The following is a 16023-nucleotide window of genomic DNA, read 5'->3' on the forward strand; positions in this document are numbered from 1 at the left end:
CGCCGCGGTCACAGCGGTCGGTAGGAGTGTTTGCCCGGCGAAGTCCAGGCCGAACATGTATCCAGTCCAGCGTCGTCCATGCACGGCCGCGACGGGGTGAGGCGCGAGTTTCAGAGCAGCTGCCGCGTGCAGCAAGGCGAAAGCACAATCAATTCCAAGGAGATTAACCAGTGCCAACCATTCAGCAGTTGGTCCGCAAGGGCCGCAAGCCCAAGGTGACCTCGTCCAAGTCGCCGGCTCTGAAGGGCAACCCCCAGCAGCGTGGCGTATGCACCCGTGTGTACACCACCACCCCGAAGAAGCCGAACTCGGCACTGCGCAAGGTGGCCCGTGTGAAGCTTTCGAACGGCACCGAAGTTACCGCCTACATCCCCGGTGAGGGACACAACCTGCAGGAGCACTCGATGGTGCTCGTGCGTGGCGGTCGTGTGAAGGACCTCCCGGGCGTGCGTTACCGCATCGTCCGCGGTGCCCTCGACACCCAGTCGGTCAAGGACCGCAAGCAGGCTCGTAGCCGCTACGGCGCGAAGAAGGAGAAGTAATGCCTCGTAAGGGTCCCGCGCCTAAGCGCCCCGTAGTGATCGACCCGGTGTACAGCTCGCCGGTCGTGACGCAGCTCATCAACAAGATCCTCCTCGACGGTAAGAAGTCGCAGGCCGAGCGCATCGTTTACGGTGCCCTCGAGAACGTCGCGAAGAAGTCCGACCAGGACGCCGTCGCGACCCTCAAGAAGGCCCTCGACAACGTTCGCCCGACCCTCGAGGTTCGTTCGCGCCGCGTCGGCGGTTCGACCTACCAGGTTCCGGTTGAGGTCAAGCCGCTTCGCGCGAACACCCTCGCGCTGCGCTGGCTCACCGGCTACGCCAAGGCTCGTCGCGAGAAGTCGATGACCGAGCGTCTCACCAACGAGATCCTCGACGCCTCGAACGGCCTCGGCGCCGCCGTGAAGCGTCGCGAAGACACGCACAAGATGGCCGAGTCGAACAAGGCCTTCGCCCACTACCGCTGGTAGTTCTTAGACCGGTCAACGTGGCGTGCTAAGCACTCATGTTGGCCGGTCTTGCTTCAGACGCGTTTACCGGCGCATCCTCGCTTTTTCAGTTCCAAACACAACGGGAGACATCCGTGGCACAGGCAGTGCAGACGAACCTCAGCAAGGTTCGAAATATCGGCATCATGGCGCACATCGATGCTGGTAAGACCACGACCACCGAGCGCATTCTTTTCTACACGGGTGTAAACCACAAGATCGGTGAGACCCACGACGGTGCCGCCACCATGGACTGGATGGCGCAGGAGCAGGAACGCGGTATCACCATTACCTCCGCGGCGACCACCTGCTCGTGGGGCGACACCCAGATCAACATCATCGACACCCCCGGTCACGTTGACTTCACCGTTGAGGTTGAGCGCTCGCTGCGCGTCCTCGACGGCGCCGTCGCCGTGTTCGACGGCAAGGAGGGTGTTGAACCCCAGTCCGAGACCGTGTGGCGTCAGGCTGACAAGTACAACGTCCCCCGCATCTGCTTCGTCAACAAGATGGACAAGCTCGGCGCGGACTTCTACTACTCGATCGACACGATCAAGTCGCGCCTCGGCGTGAAGCCGCTCGTTCTGCAGCTCCCGATCGGTGTTGAGAACGACTTCATCGGTGTTGTCGACCTCATCAACATGCGCGCGCTGACCTGGCGTGGCGACGCCAAGGGCGTCGTGGCACAGGGTGCCGAGGCCGAGATCGAGGAGATCCCCGCCGACCTGCTCGAGCGCGCCGAAGAGTACCGCGCCGAGCTGCTCGAGGCCGTTGCTGAGTCGAGTGACGAGCTGCTCGAGAAGTTCCTCGGTGGCGAGGAGATCTCGATCGACGAGCTCCAGGCCGGCATCCGCCAGCTCACCATCGCGGGCGAGGCATTCCCCGTGCTCTGCGGTACGGCGTTCAAGAACCGCGGCATCCAGCCGATGCTCGACGCGGTCGTCTCGTTCCTCCCTTCGCCCCTCGACGTGCCGCCGATGGTTGGCCACGACGTCAAGGACGAGGAGATCGAGATCATCCGCAAGCCTTCGACCGACGAGCCCTTCGCGGCGCTCGCGTTCAAGGTTGTTGCGCACCCGTTCTACGGTCGCCTCACCTACCTCCGCGTTTACTCGGGCCACGTCGAGGCCGGCACCCAGGTGCTCAACTCGACGAAGGGCAAGAAGGAGCGCATCGGCAAGCTCTTCCAGATGCACGCCAACAAGGAGAACCCCGTCGAGTCGGTTACCGCCGGTCACATCTACGCGGCCATCGGTCTGAAGGACACCACCACCGGTGACACCCTCTCGGCACTCGACGCGCCGGTGATCCTCGAGTCGATGAGCTTCCCGGAGCCCGTCATCTCGGTGGCCATCGAGCCGAACTCGAAGGCCGACCAGGAGAAGCTCGGCACCGCGATCCAGAAGCTTGCCGAAGAGGACCCGACGTTCCGCGTCGAGCTCAACCACGAGACCGGTCAGACGACCATCTCGGGCATGGGCGAGCTCCACCTCGATATCCTCGTCGACCGCATGAAGCGCGAGTTCAAGGTTGAGGCGAACATCGGTAAGCCGCAGGTTGCGTACCGCGAGACCCTCCGCCGCCCGGTCGAGAAGTACGACTACACCCACAAGAAGCAGACCGGTGGTTCCGGTCAGTTCGCGAAGGTGCAGATCAGCCTCGAGCCCATGGCCGTCGAGGGTGACAAGGTGTACGAGTTCGAGAACGCCGTGACCGGCGGTCGCGTGCCTCGCGAGTACATCCCCTCGGTTGACGCGGGTATCCAGGACGCCATGCGCGTCGGCATCCTCGCGGGCTACCCGATGGTTGGCGTCAAGGCGATCCTGGTTGACGGTGCGTACCACGACGTTGACTCGTCGGAAATGGCCTTCAAGATTGCCGGTTCGATGGCGTTCAAGGAGGCCGCTCCCAAGGCGAGCCCCGCGCTGCTCGAGCCGCTCATGAAGGTCGAGGTGCGTACGCCCGAGGAGTACATGGGTGACGTTATCGGTGACCTGAACTCCCGTCGTGGCCAGATCCAGTCGATGGAAGACGCCTCGGGCGTCAAGGTGGTGCGCGCGCTCGTGCCGCTGTCCGAGATGTTCGGTTACATCGGCGACCTGCGCAGCAAGACCTCTGGTCGCGCTGTGTACTCGATGGAGTTCGACTCCTACGCGGAGGTCCCGAAGGCTGTTGCCGACGAGATCATCCAGAAGAGCAAGGGCGAGTAGCCTCCCCGTAGCTCAGGCTTCGGTCAGGCGCAATGCGCTAGGCCGAGTAGCATTTATTCATCTGTCCAAGTTTTAAAGTTTCGATCCGCGCTGTATCGTGGAGCGATTCCAGTAACAGTCCTGAGGAGGACCCACAGTGGCCAAGGCCAAGTTTGAGCGGACCAAGCCGCACGTAAACATCGGAACGATCGGTCACGTCGACCACGGCAAGACGACGCTCTCCGCCGCGATCTCGAAGGTGCTTGCTGACAAGTACCCGTCGGAGACCAACGTGCAGCGCGACTTCGCCTCGATCGACTCGGCTCCGGAAGAGCGCCAGCGCGGCATCACGATCAACATCTCGCACATCGAGTACGAGACCCCGAAGCGTCACTACGCCCACGTTGACGCCCCGGGTCACGCTGACTACGTGAAGAACATGATCACCGGTGCTGCCCAGATGGACGGCGCGATCCTCGTGGTCGCCGCCACCGACGGCCCGATGGCGCAGACCCGCGAGCACGTGCTGCTCGCCAAGCAGGTTGGCGTTCCCTACCTGGTTGCTGCTCTCAACAAGTCGGACATGGTTGACGACGAAGAGATCCTGGAGCTCGTTGAGCTCGAGGTCCGCGAGCTCCTCGCTTCGCAGGGCTTCGACGAGGACGCTCCTGTCGTTCGCGTCTCGGCGCTCAAGGCGCTCGAGGGCGACGAGAAGTGGGTCCAGTCGGTCCTCGACCTCATGGAGGCTGTCGACGAGAGCGTTCCGGACCCGGAGCGTGACCGCGAGAAGCCCTTCCTCATGCCGATTGAGGACGTCTTCACCATCACCGGTCGTGGCACCGTTGTGACCGGCCGCGCCGAGCGCGGTACCCTCGCGATCAACTCGGAAGTTGAGATCGTTGGTATCCGCCCGACCCAGAAGACCACCGTTACCGGTATCGAGATGTTCCACAAGCAGCTCGATGAGGCATGGGCCGGTGAGAACTGTGGTCTCCTGCTCCGTGGTCTCAAGCGCGAAGACGTCGAGCGTGGCCAGGTTGTGGTCAAGCCCGGTAGCGTCACCCCGCACACCAACTTCGAGGGCACTGCCTACATCCTCTCGAAGGAAGAGGGCGGCCGTCACAACCCGTTCTACTCGAACTACCGCCCGCAGTTCTACTTCCGTACCACGGACGTGACCGGCGTCATCACCCTGCCCGAGGGCAAGGAAATGGTTATGCCTGGTGACACCGTCGACATGTCGGTCGAGCTCATCCAGCCGATCGCTATGGAAGAGGGCCTCGGCTTCGCCATCCGTGAGGGTGGCCGCACCGTTGGTGCCGGTACCGTCACCTCGATCACCAAGTAGTCTCTGACTCCGCTCAGCGGGCCGGACGCGCAAGCGTCCGGCCCGCTGTCGTTTTCCAGGATGATTTCTTGTGGACAACCCCGGGTGCTGTGGCGTTTGCTGGCAAGCTGATTTGGCGGGAACTTTTTGGCGCCGTGACGACTCAAAGATCATGGCGCGCCTGCGTGACCGAAGGCCGCACCGAACGATGAGCGAAGGGCGAGGCATGTCGAATCAGCAACCACCGACCGACCCGAATCAGAACCAGTGGGGAGGCGTGCCGCCCGAGGACGAGCGGCCGCAGGGCTGGCAGCAGGGCGACTGGCCGCAGCAGAACAACTGGCAGCAGCAGGGTGGCTACGGCCAGCAGCATTACGGGCAGGGTGGCCGGCAGGTCTACGCGCAGGATGCGCAGGGCGGCTACGGTCAGCAGGGCCAGTATGGCTATGGCCAGGATGCGCAGAACGGCCCGCAGGCGTATGGCCAGAACCAGTACGGCCAGAACCAGTACGGCCAACAGCAATACGGCCGGAACGACTACGGCCAAGCGGGGGGCCAGGGCTACGGCCAGCAGAACGAGAAGTACTACGCGACGAACGGTGACCACGGCCAGAACCAGTACGGCCCGGCCGCGTACGGCTACCAGCCGGCGCAGGGGTACGCCGGCGGCGACGCGAACGCGGGCAACCTGTGGCAGCAGCAGGCCGAGCAGCCGAAGCGCAAGCGCCGCTGGCTGCTCCCCGTTGCCGCCGTCGCCGCGGTGGCAGTCATCGGCGGCGCGATCTGGGGCGGCATCGCGCTGTTTTCGGGCGGGGGCCGCGGTGCGGCCTCGGCCGAAGAGGCCGTCGACACGCTCATCTCCGAGGGCGGCGAGCTCGACTACCTCGGCGCCATGGCGATGGTGGCCCCGAGCGAGGCCGACGTGTTCGGCACCGCCGCGCAGCGCCTCCTCGAGAGCGACTTCGGCGACACGGGCGACGGCGTCAGCCTCAGCGACGCGCTCGACGACCTTGGCAACGCGACGACGACCACGACCGAGGGCCTCGAGTACGAGACGGAGGAGCTCACTGAGGGCGTCGAGCGCGTCACCATCACTTCGGGCACGGTCACGATCGACGGCGACACCGAAGCCATCGCGGCAGCGATGGAGAGCGTGATCCGCTCGCTCGCCTACGAGGGTGGGCTGCTCCAGGGCATGAGCGAGGGCGACGCGATCGACTACGCCGAAGAAGCGGTGAACGAGGCCACCGCCGACTTCAACTTCGACGAGGAGTACCCGCAGACGGTCGACTTCGCCGAGCAGGACACCAACTCGCTGATCTCGACCTACGAGGACGGCAAGTGGTACGTGAGCATGGCGCTCACCACGGTCGACTACGCCCTCGCGGGCACGAGCGGCGAGCAGGTCTCGAGCATCGACGAGGTCGCTGGCAACGGCGCGGACTCGCCGGAGGAGGCCGGGCTCCAGGCACTCGACGCGGTGTTCTCGCTGACATCGGGCGGCGACGCTCAGCCCGCCATCGAGCTGCTGAGCCGCCCCGAGCGCCTCGTCATGTCGATGCTCTACCAGGGCTTCGGCTCGGGTGGCTCCGGCTACGCGAGCCCGTCGGAGTTCTCGGTCTCGGGTGGCTTCGAGTCGTTCGAGGTGAACGGTGTGACGATGATCCGCCCCGACGGCCTCGTCGTCGAGGACTCCTACTCGTCGGTGACGTTCAACGGCCTCTGCGTCGAGCAGCAGAACTCGTACGGCACCGGTGGGGGAGAACAGTGCCTCTCCGACTACGCACCGGCGGAGGCGCTCGGCCTCACCGACCTCGGCATCGCCGTGGTGGAGGAGGACAGCGGCTGGGTCGTGAGCCTCTACAAGACCGCCGAGGTCTGGCTCGACACCGCGGTGGAGCACTACCTCGAGCTCCGCGACGAGGGCCGACTCGACGAACTCCAGATCTAGTCAGCCACGCACGGAACGCGCCGCCTCGCACCCGCGAGGCGGCGCGTCGTCGTTGCCGTGATCCCTGCAGAATCAATGCACCCGCCACATTGATCGTCGTCCAATCTACATATTTCGTCATCGGGATTTGCGTGAGAGTGCACAAGATCGGCAAATTGTAGTTTTCCGTTGCGACTCAGTGAACTCACACCTTAAGCTCAGGGTTGTGTCGGGCCCAACTTCTGGCCGATGCGGAATCGTTCGCGAGTCGTAACGAGTTCGTGATGGCAGCCCGAGCAGGGAAAGCGACACCGTAAGTCGCGTTCTTTCTATGGAGGAGAGCCGGGTATGTCCGTATCGTTTCGCCGGTGGTTGAGGCCCCTCATGGCCTCGACGGCCGTGGTGCTCGCCTCGGCCCTGGTTGTTCCGTCGAGTGCGTTCGCCGCCACGGAAGGCGCGACCCCCACGCCGACACCGACCGCGAGCGAGCCGGCGGAGACGCAGGACTCCGTCGACTCGACCACCGAGCCGACCACGACTCCCGACTCCACGACGGCGCCGGAAACCACGGCTCCCACCGAGTCCGAGTCGACCTCCCCGGAGCCGCAGAACAAGACCAACGTCGTGGCAGTGGGCCCGGATGGCGGAACGGCGCCCTACGTGTATTGGGACGTGCGAGACACGGACGGGAACCTCGTCCCCGGCGCGACATTCCGATTCCAGTATCGAACCGATGGCAGCTGGACGACAGGCACGAGCGCTGACCCGATCGCGGATTGTGCCGCTTCCTCCTGCGCCGCCACCTCCCTCGACCGCGACACCGACGGTGGCGAGTGGCTGCTCACGCACCGCGGTTACGCTGCGGGAACAAACAACACCAACCGTTTGTCCGACGGAAGCAACTACCGGGTGCAGCAGGTGAGCCCCCCATCCGGGTACGTCTGGGTGGTATCCGGTGACAATACTCAGACCATTGGTGCGGCCAATGGGATTAACGGAACCTGGAACGACCAAAACGGCAACCTCACGCACAACTTCGGAACGTTCACCGTCCGAAAGATTGTGACCACAGCAGTGTGCGAGCCGGGCTATGTCTACGGCGTCAGCGCTGCCGGTCAGCTGCAGCAGGTCGCGCCTAACGGCACCGTTACCAATGTCGGTACCTCCGCGGGCACCACAAACTTCAACGGTCTCGGCATGAGCCTGGGCGGAGAACCGATCTACGGGCTGCAGCGGAGCGATGGCTCGGGCACTGATCAGAACGGCACCGTTTGGGTCTACGACACCTCATCGGGCGTCTGGAAGAGCACTGGCAGCAGCACCTCGTCACTCGGCAATAACTACAACACCAGTACGAACCTTGTCGGTGGTGCAGTGAACCTCCTCAACGGTCTCTACTATTTCGGCGGCTTCATGAGTAACGGCAATTTCAGGATTTTCGAGTACGACCCGTCGAAGCCTGCGAACAGTCGCATCTCCCTCAAGGGCACCGTGGTAACCGCGGCGACTACCAGCGCGAATGGTGACTTCGCCTTCGACGCCGCTGGCAACCTCTTCGTCGTCCACGGCTCCGGCACCACCAGCACGGTGTATAGCGTGACCAGCGCCACCTTCTTGGCGGCCACCGGCGGCAACATGCAGAGCTCCTCGAGCAATGGCTTTACGACCATGCGCAACGTCAACGGCATCGCGTTCGACTCGGCCGGCAAGGGCTACCTCGCGTCCGGCACGGAAATTCGCTCGTACAACATGCCTGACTGGACCGGCGGCTCGACCGTCACCAGCAGCAACTACAGCGGAACCGACCTTGCGTCCTGCTCGTCACCGCCGACGATCACGATCGAGAAGGTCGTCGAAGGCGGGCGTGTGAATGCGACTGACCAGTTCACGCTCACGCTGAACCGGGGGTCGACCCAGATCGCGAACGCGACAACCACGGGCAACGCGAGCGGCGTCCAGGCGCAGCGCATTGGGCCGCTGCCGACGGTGCGCAACATCCCGTTGACCTTCGCGGAGACCGCGGCGGGTGGCGCCAATCTCGCCAACTACGTGACTTCTTACCGATGCCTGCTGGATGGTGTGCAGTTCGCCGAGGGCAATGCGACCTCGGGATCGGTGACGATCCCAAGTGGTGGCCAGGAGGTCATTTGTCAGATCTTCAACTCGCCGCTGATCGCGAACGTGACGATCCACAAGGACGTCGTGGACGCCAACGGTGAGAACTCCGTGGCGAAGTCGGGTTGGACCGTCGGCGCAACTGCCGCGGCAACGACCGGCTCGGTCACCGCGCAGCCGACGGCGACGGCTCAGCAGACCAATGATTCCGGTAACGCCTCCTGGAGCTACCGCTTCGGGGGCAAGAACCACGTGGCGACGGTCTCGGTGAGCGAGCAGATGCAAAGCAACTACGCGTTCGTCTCGGGCGTCTGCCTGGTGACCCACCTGGATGGCACCACGCGCGAAGTCGCACTCGCCAGCGCGAGCAGCCAGGGGCTGACCGGCATTGTGCCCGGCGACAAGGTCGAGTGCACCTACGTGAACCAGCTGCTCGTCACCAACCTGACGCTGACCAAGGACTTCGACATCAACTACGGCGCTCCCGCCAACGCTGGTGACTGGACCCTGACCGCCGCACCCGCGACGGGCTCGACCCTCCAGTTCGAGAGCGGGCAGACGCAGACAGTCACGGCCGGCAACTACACCCTCGGCGAGTTCTTGAAGGGCTCAGCCGCGGGCACCGAGACTGGCTACGACTGGACGTCGACGACCTGCAAGGTCACCGACCGTCACGGTGCGACGTCGAATCTTGCGATTAGCAGCAGCAACGGCATCACGATCGCTGCTGGTGACCGGGTCGAGTGCACGCTCACGAACGCGGACAAGCCGGGCTCGGTGACGTGGCAGAAGAGCGATGGTCAGGGCCTTGCGCTGGATGGCTCCGAGTGGAGCATCACCGGGCCGAACGGCGCCATCGCGGTGATCGACTGCACCACCGGTGACTGCGCCGCCGCGGCGGACAAGAACCCGACTGCCGGACAGTTCCTCGTGCAGGAGCTCGCGTGGGGCGACTACACCCTCGTTGAGACGAAGGCGCCTCCCGGGTTCCAGCTTGACGAGACCGTCCACGAGTTCACCATCTCGGGCAGCGCGCTGAACGCGTCGTTCGACGAGAACATGGTCAACGAACAGGTGCCCATGGGCGAGCTGCCGCTGACCGGTGTGTTCTCGGGCGCCGGGCCCTGGCTCTTCGGCGGCGCGGGCGTGCTCGCACTGCTCGGCACCGCGTGGCTCCTCATGCGTCGTCGCGACGACTCGAGCGACACGCTCCTCGAAACCTAAAAACTTCCTTCTACCCCCGCTCCACCACGATTTACACCTCGTAATACCGGCGCTTCGTGCCGAACTCACACACTGAAAGGGACCCAAAATGGGTGTTAAGACACAAGCGCTAGGCAAGCGAATCCTCGCTGGCCTCGGCATGCTTGCCCTCGCGACCGCCGGCATCATCGGTGGCGCGGGCGCAGCGAACGCCGCCGAGGGCAACATTGACTTCGGCGCCGAAGGCTCGATTACCGTCCACAAGTACTCGCAGCCGACGACCCCGAGCACCGAACCGGCGACGGGCCTCGAGCAGGACGTGCCCGCGGGCGCTCAGCTCATCAACGGCGTCGCGTTCCAGGTCTACAACTCGGGCATCGACCTCGAAAACTACACGCAGGCACAGTGGGACGCGATCGACACGCTGACGGCGCCGGCGACCCCGACCGGCACCCTGGCCGGCACCGGTGTGACCGACAACGGCGAGTACACCTTCGGTGAGCTGCCGGTCGGCGTCTACTACGTCTACGAGACCGACGTCACGAACGCGACCTTCGCCAACGGCACCCCCGCGAACATCGCGACCACGGCCGCCCCGTGGGTCGTCGTGGTCCCGACCGCGATCACCGACAACGACGTGACCAACTGGGTCTACGACATCCACGTCTACCCGAAGAACACGACCACGACCGCTCCGGTCAAGGCCGTGGACGACTCGGCCGCCGTCGCCCTCGGCGACACCGTGACCTGGCCGGTCACCGTCAACGTGCCGCAGATCAACACTGCCCAGGGCGACGCCTTCACCTCGATCGTCCTCACGGATGACCTCGACTCGCGTCTCGACTTCGTGTCGATCAGCAACGTGCAGTACAAGGGTGCCGCGTTCGACGCGAGCTACTACACCGTCGCCCCGGCAGCGGCCACCGCGAACGGCCCCGTCGTTACCCTGACCATCACCCCGGCTGGTCTCACCTACCTCACGGGCAACTCGAACGGTCAGCTGACCTTCGACATCGTGACCACGGTCAACAGCATCGACGGCATCGGCGACGAGGAAGCCGGCTTTATCACGAACATCATCAACCAGAACATCAACGGCACTGACGTTGACAGCAACGAGGTTGAGACCCTGTGGGGCGCCGTGCGCATCGTGAAGCAGGACGCCACCAACGACGACCTCCTCGACGGCGCCGTGTTCTCGGTGTACGCGACCGAGGCTGACGCCGCTGCGCGCACCAACCCGATCCAGGTTGGCGCCACCGACCAGACGACCTTTGAGACGGTGGACGGCGTTGTGACCATCCCCGGCCTCAAGGCCACCGCCGAGGGTACCTCGTACTGGATCGTTGAGATCGAAGCCCCCGCCGGTTACGTCCTCGACCAGACCCCCCGCGAGGTGACCGTGACGCCGGGCTCGACCACGGACGCGTTCGAGATCGCCGTCGACAACACCAAGCAGGACTTCCCTGGGCTGCCGATCACCGGTGCGAACGGCGCCCTGCTGTTCGGCCTCGGCGGCGCCGCGGTCCTCGCGATTGGCCTCGGCCTCGCGCTCCGCGCACGCCGCAACCACACCTCGGCGTAGGTGACGTTGGGCCCCGCCGAGACATGTCTCGGCGGGGCCTGACCCCCAAACACACCGCGAGGCGGAACGCATCCACGATGCGCTCCGCCTCGCGTACTTTTGAACGACGCAGATTGCCCGACAAGCAGGACGGTGCCATGGCCCAGCGTGACCGAACGCGGAACTCTCGAACCCGAGCGGCGAGCGCACCGCGCATCCGTTCGTTCGGGCGGATGCTCGGGGCGGGCACCGCCGCGCTCCTCGCGGGCATCGCGTGGCTCGCGTTCTCGGCGACCCAGGCGGCGAGCGCCGAGACCGAGGTGCCGCTCGAGCCGATCAGCGGCTCGCCGGGCATCCCGGCCATGGTGTTCTACGGGCTCGGCGCGCTGCTCGTCGTCGGTGCGATCATCCTCTACCTCCTGCGGCGGCGTCGATGAGCACGACCACGGAACAGCCCACCCAGCCCGCGTCCGACGGCGACGCCGTCGAGCTGCAGCAGCTGCGCACCTACCACTCGAAGCGCATCACGAGCACCTGGCGCTCGCGGCTCGTGCTCGCGATCGTGATGCTGCTCGGTGTCGGGCTCATCACGTATCCGTTCATGGCCGGCTGGTTCTCGCAGGCGAACCAGAGCCTCCTCGGCGACTCGTACCAGTCAGAGGTGCACGACTTCACGGCCGCGGACCGCGCCGCGGCGCTGCAGGCCGCCCGCGAGTACAACGCCACCCTGAACTCGGGTGCCGCGTTCGACCCGTTTACGATGCGCATCGGCGATGAACAGTCGGAGCAGTACAAGGAGTACCTCCGCCAGCTCGAGGGCATCCCGACCGGCGTCATGGCGCGCATCCGCATCCCCTCGATCGGCGTGAACCTGCCCATCTACCACGGCACGAGCGAGGCGACCCTGCTGCAGGGCGTCGGCCACCTCTTTGGCACCTCGCTGCCGGTCGGTGGCGAAGGCACGCACTCGGTGCTCACGGGCCACTCGGGCCTCGCCGACGCGGTGCTCTTCACGAACCTCTCGCGCATGGAGCCGGGCGACCGCATCTACATCGACGTCTACGGCGAAACGCTCGCGTACGAGATGTACGACAGCGACACCGTGATCCCGACCGATACCGAGTCGCTGCGGATGCAGCCGGGGGAGGACCTCCTCACGCTCGTGACCTGCACGCCGATCGGCATCAACAGCCATCGCCTGCTCATCCATGCGGTGCGCGTGCCGCTCGACACCACGCCCGAGCTCGCCGAGGAGTCGGTCGACTCGCCCGAGGTGCCGGGATTCCCGTGGTGGATCGTCTGGTCGGCCGCGTCGGTGCTGCTCGCGGGCGCGTACGTCGCGTTCGGCGGCTCTTCGCAGGGGCGGCACGCCGCGCAGCCCGCGCCGCGGGAGGGGAAGGAAACCGACGACGCCTAGTTGAGCGCGGGGGTGTCCTCTGGGATCACGCCGCCGGCGTAGAGGTCGGATGCGAGGTCGCGGTACGCGCGTAGGGCCACCCGCTGCGTGGTCGGGCCGTAGGAGATGCGCGCGACGCCGAGCGCCTCGTACTCCGCGGCCGGCAGCGCGCCGGGCAGGCCGATCACGCTGAGCTTGCCGCGGCCGAGCCCGTCGACGAGTGTCTCGGTGGACGCGCGGTCGAGCACGCCGGGCACGAAGACGAGGGAGGCACCCGCGTCGAGGAACGCGCGGCCGCGAGCAATCGCATCCTGCAGGCTCTCTTCGAGCGGGCGCTCGCCACCCCGCACGAGAGCGTCGGTGCGGGCGTTGAGCTGGAACGCGACGCCCTCCGCCTCGGCGGCCGCGACGATGGCCTCGACGTTCGCGACGGCCTCGTCGAACGGCACGAGGCGATCCTCGACGTTCGCACCGACGGCGCCGACGCCGATCGCCCGGCGGACGGTCTCGCCGGGGTCGCCGAAGCCGGCATCGAGGTCGGCGGTGACGGGGAGGTCGGTCGCGGTCACGATGCGCTCGATCGCGGCGAGCGCGAGGTCGAGGGGGAGCTCACCGTCGGCGAAGCCGTGGGCCGCGGCGATGGAGTGGCCGGCGGTCGCGATCGCCTTGGTCTCGGGAAGGTCGGCCACGACCTTGGTCGTGATCGCGTCCCACACGTTGACGACGCGGAGGATGGTGTCGGCTTCGTGGAGCTGCTTGAGGGTGAGGGCCTTGTCTTGGATGCTCATGGCGCCGACCGTACGCGCGGCGCATGCGCGTTCGCTCCGAAGTACTCCCTTCATATGGGGGGCTAGCTCTTGTGGCTGGGGAGGAGCCAGCCAGCGGTGCGTGAAGCCACCAGAGCGCGATCGCGATGAGGAACGGGAGCGCGACCGCGAAGAAGGAGAGCAGGCCGAGGACGATTGCTGCCACGGAGCTCAGCGCGATGAGCCCGACGCCGATGATGGCGACCCAGCTCGTGAGCGACTTGCGCGCGAACGTCCACAGCGCGTGGCGGGTGTGCGGCTCCCGCGCCTGCCGAAGGAAAGGTAGACGGCGAGGGCGACGCCGACGAGGCCGAGCAGGCCCGCGACGCGAATCGTGACGTGCAGGACCGGCGGCGTTTCCGTGTCCACGAAGTCGCCGCGTCGGGGCTGCCGAGCACCGTGGTCGGCAGCACGAACGCGACCATCGGCACGAGAAACGTGACGAGCAGCAGCAGGGTGATAGCGCGATAGACGAGCAGGTAGAGCGCGATGCTCGCGAACACCCTCGGGTAGCGGTCGGTGGGGGATGCGCGGAGCACCGACAGCGCGGTCGCGAGCCCCTGCGCGTGCCGGCCCGCGATCGACTGCACCCGCAGGTAGCGCTGCTGGAGCTGCACATCGGTCGGGTCGACGGCGAGCGCCGTGGCCGCGGTCTCGAGCGCCAATTCCTTCTGGACGTTCGCGGCCTGGTGGTAGGCGAGGGGCATGGTCGCCTCCGCCCACGCCGCCGGGTCGCCGCCCGTGAGCTGCACCGCGATCTGCCCCTCGCCGAGGGCCTCCTGCTGGCGCCCGACGTCGGTGAGTGTCGCGGCGAGGCTCGCGTGGTAGCCCCAGTGCTCGGGGTCGAGGCGGACGGCGTTCGCGGCAGCGGCCAGCGCATCCTGCCGCCGCCCCGGCAGGTGGCGCACGGCGTTGCTGACGATCTGCCACGCGGGCGCGGCCACCGCGGGGTCGTGCGTCGCGATGCCCGCGTGCCGCTCGGCTGCCTCGTAGTGCTCGAGGCCGAGCTCGGCGCGGGCCATGACGGCGTGGAGCCGGGCCGAGGTCGGGTCCTGCGCGAGCTCCGCGCTCGCGAGTTCGCGCGCTCGGTCGTACCGCCCGGCGTCGAGGTACCCGATAATGTGGGCGAACCCCTGCTGCACGGCCGTATCGACGACGTAGCTCAGGTCGGCGCCCGAGAACTCGCGGGTACGCCGCACGATCTCGCCGATGTCGACCTGCGCGGCCGGCTTGTTGCGGAGGCTGCCCGCGACGATGGCGCCGCGGGCGACGTCGTCGGGCGGCAGCACGAGCACGGTGCGGTCGAAGCGGCCGGAGCGGCGCAGCGCGGGGTCGATGTCCCACGGCCGGTTTGTCGCCGCGAGCACGTAGATGCCGTCACTCGACGCGGCCACGCCGTCGAGCTCGACGAGCAGCTGGCTCGCCATCATGCGCAGCGACTTCGAGCTCGCGTTGCCCGATGTGCGCCGCCCGCCGATCGCGTCGAACTCGTCGAAGAAGATGACGCAGGGACGCGCGGCGCGGGCCTGCTCGAACACCGCGTGGATCGCCTTCTCGGTCTCGCCCCAGTGCGCGCCCATGATGTCGGCAAGGGTGACGTGCACGAAGTTGGCCTGCAGCTCGCCGGCGATTGCCCGGGCGATGAACGTCTTGCCGCATCCGGGCGGGCCATACGTGAACAGGCTGCCGCGCGCGACCTGGCCGTACATCTGCGCGAGCTCGGGGTTGCGCATCGGCCCGAGGAACGTCGACTCGAGGTGGGCCTTCACCTCGTGCATGCCCGCGACGTCGTCGAGGCGCACCCGCGGGCGCTCGACCTCGAACATCGGCTTCGCCTCGCCCTGCGGCTCGACCGGCGCAAGGATGGGGTCGGGATGCCGCTGCTGCGGCGGTTCGTTCGGTGGCAAAAACTGGGGCGGGGTGCAAGCGCTGCTCGGCTGCGCGTCGACGCCCTGCTGCCATGCGCTCGCGCCGGTCTGCCCGGTCTTCTCGGCGCGCAGCTTCGCGGCCGCCGCGCGGGCCCGGAGCACCGCGATCGTCTGCGGGTTCGCGCCGTGCTGGGCCAGCGCATCCAGTTCGGGGCTGACCGCCTGCGGGTCGTGCTCGAGGAGGAGCTCGACGAGGTCGGCGCGCAGGCCGACATTGGTCGGATCGGCGCTCACCGCATCCCGTATTATTTGGACGAACTCGTTCCCCGTCGAATCGCTCACACTAGGGGAGTGTGGGCGGCGGAACTCCGCGGTAATGGTGCCGCGCATGGGGTTCACAAAAATTCGACACGCCCGGGTTGCATGAACACAAAACTGCGGGCTAAACTGATGCAGTTCAACATTCCCGTTGTGCCGTGGCATCTTTGTGCCCGGCCTGCAGCAGGATCACTGCCGAACACGTGACTCGCCGCCCGACTCTTTCGGAGGCAGGCAAGTCCGGCGGCAGGAGAGCACGGCCCGGGCGCATATCCGC

General features: G+C 66.3%; 11 protein-coding genes. 9 read left to right on the plus strand and 2 right to left on the minus strand.

Annotated elements, in window-relative coordinates:
• Positions 1-170 precede the first annotated feature (170 nt).
• The 9 genes from rpsL (at position 171) to EJL01_RS07615 (ending at position 12775) form a co-directional block, all read left to right on the plus strand.
• Entirely contained in the window at positions 171-542 is a 372-nt protein-coding gene (gene rpsL, locus EJL01_RS07575; RefSeq protein ID WP_019619557.1) for a 30S ribosomal protein S12, read from the plus strand.
• Positions 542-1012: a 30S ribosomal protein S7 gene (gene rpsG / locus EJL01_RS07580; protein ID WP_125106960.1), complete on the plus strand. Its 471-nt coding sequence runs from the start codon at positions 542-544 to the stop codon at positions 1010-1012. Before rpsL ends, rpsG begins: the two co-directional genes overlap by 1 nt.
• Before the next feature lie 113 nt (positions 1013-1125).
• Complete coding sequence (gene fusA, locus EJL01_RS07585; protein ID WP_125106961.1) at positions 1126-3240, plus strand: elongation factor G; 2115 nt, start codon at positions 1126-1128, stop codon at positions 3238-3240.
• A gap of 136 nt (positions 3241-3376) precedes the next feature.
• Positions 3377-4567: an elongation factor Tu gene (gene tuf, locus EJL01_RS07590; RefSeq protein WP_125106962.1), complete on the plus strand. Its 1191-nt coding sequence runs from the start codon at positions 3377-3379 to the stop codon at positions 4565-4567.
• Positions 4568-4772: 205 nt separating this feature from the next.
• Complete coding sequence (locus tag EJL01_RS07595) at positions 4773-6497, plus strand: hypothetical protein (protein ID WP_125106963.1); 1725 nt, start codon at positions 4773-4775, stop codon at positions 6495-6497.
• Positions 6498-6860: 363 nt separating this feature from the next.
• Positions 6861-9815, plus strand: a complete 2955-nt coding sequence (locus EJL01_RS07600; protein ID WP_164509753.1) for a SpaA isopeptide-forming pilin-related protein — start codon at positions 6861-6863, stop codon at positions 9813-9815.
• Between the two features lie 88 nt (positions 9816-9903).
• Complete coding sequence (locus EJL01_RS07605; protein ID WP_125106965.1) at positions 9904-11379, plus strand: SpaH/EbpB family LPXTG-anchored major pilin; 1476 nt, start codon at positions 9904-9906, stop codon at positions 11377-11379.
• 137 nt (positions 11380-11516) lie between these two features.
• Positions 11517-11795, plus strand: coding sequence for a hypothetical protein (locus EJL01_RS07610; RefSeq protein WP_125106966.1), 279 nt, complete (start codon positions 11517-11519; stop codon positions 11793-11795).
• Positions 11792-12775, plus strand: a complete 984-nt coding sequence (locus tag EJL01_RS07615) for a class C sortase (RefSeq protein WP_125106967.1) — start codon at positions 11792-11794, stop codon at positions 12773-12775. The genes EJL01_RS07610 and EJL01_RS07615 overlap by 4 nt, the downstream gene beginning before the upstream one ends.
• On the opposite strand, the gene EJL01_RS07620 is transcribed toward EJL01_RS07615, so the two are convergent.
• Together EJL01_RS07620 and EJL01_RS07625 are read right to left on the minus strand one after the other, a co-directional pair.
• A complete protein-coding gene (locus EJL01_RS07620; protein ID WP_125106968.1) occupies positions 12772-13542 on the minus strand; it encodes an isocitrate lyase/PEP mutase family protein in 771 nt (256 codons plus the stop codon). The two genes, EJL01_RS07615 and EJL01_RS07620, sit on opposite strands and share 4 nt — an antisense overlap.
• Before the next feature lie 62 nt (positions 13543-13604).
• Positions 13605-15722 carry an ATP-binding protein gene (locus EJL01_RS07625; protein WP_241209136.1) on the minus strand — a complete coding sequence of 706 codons (2118 nt, stop codon included), beginning with the start codon at positions 15720-15722 and terminating at the stop codon, positions 13605-13607.
• Positions 15723-16023 lie beyond the last annotated feature (301 nt).

This window comes from Gulosibacter massiliensis (assembly GCF_900626105.1).
Lineage (GTDB): Bacteria > Actinomycetota > Actinomycetes > Actinomycetales > Microbacteriaceae > Gulosibacter > Gulosibacter sediminis.

Coding starts and splice junctions, on each gene's coding strand:
- EJL01_RS07610 (WP_125106966.1), top strand. CDS start 11,517: ATGGCCCAGCGTGACCGAACGCGGAACTCTCGAACCCGAGCGGCGAGC.
- rpsG (WP_125106960.1), top strand. CDS start 542: ATGCCTCGTAAGGGTCCCGCGCCTAAGCGCCCCGTAGTGATCGACCCG.
- EJL01_RS07605 (WP_125106965.1), top strand. CDS start 9,904: ATGGGTGTTAAGACACAAGCGCTAGGCAAGCGAATCCTCGCTGGCCTC.
- EJL01_RS07595 (WP_125106963.1), top strand. CDS start 4,773: ATGTCGAATCAGCAACCACCGACCGACCCGAATCAGAACCAGTGGGGA.
- EJL01_RS07615 (WP_125106967.1), top strand. CDS start 11,792: ATGAGCACGACCACGGAACAGCCCACCCAGCCCGCGTCCGACGGCGAC.
- EJL01_RS07620 (WP_125106968.1), bottom strand. CDS start 13,542: ATGAGCATCCAAGACAAGGCCCTCACCCTCAAGCAGCTCCACGAAGCC.
- EJL01_RS07600 (WP_164509753.1), top strand. CDS start 6,861: ATGGCCTCGACGGCCGTGGTGCTCGCCTCGGCCCTGGTTGTTCCGTCG.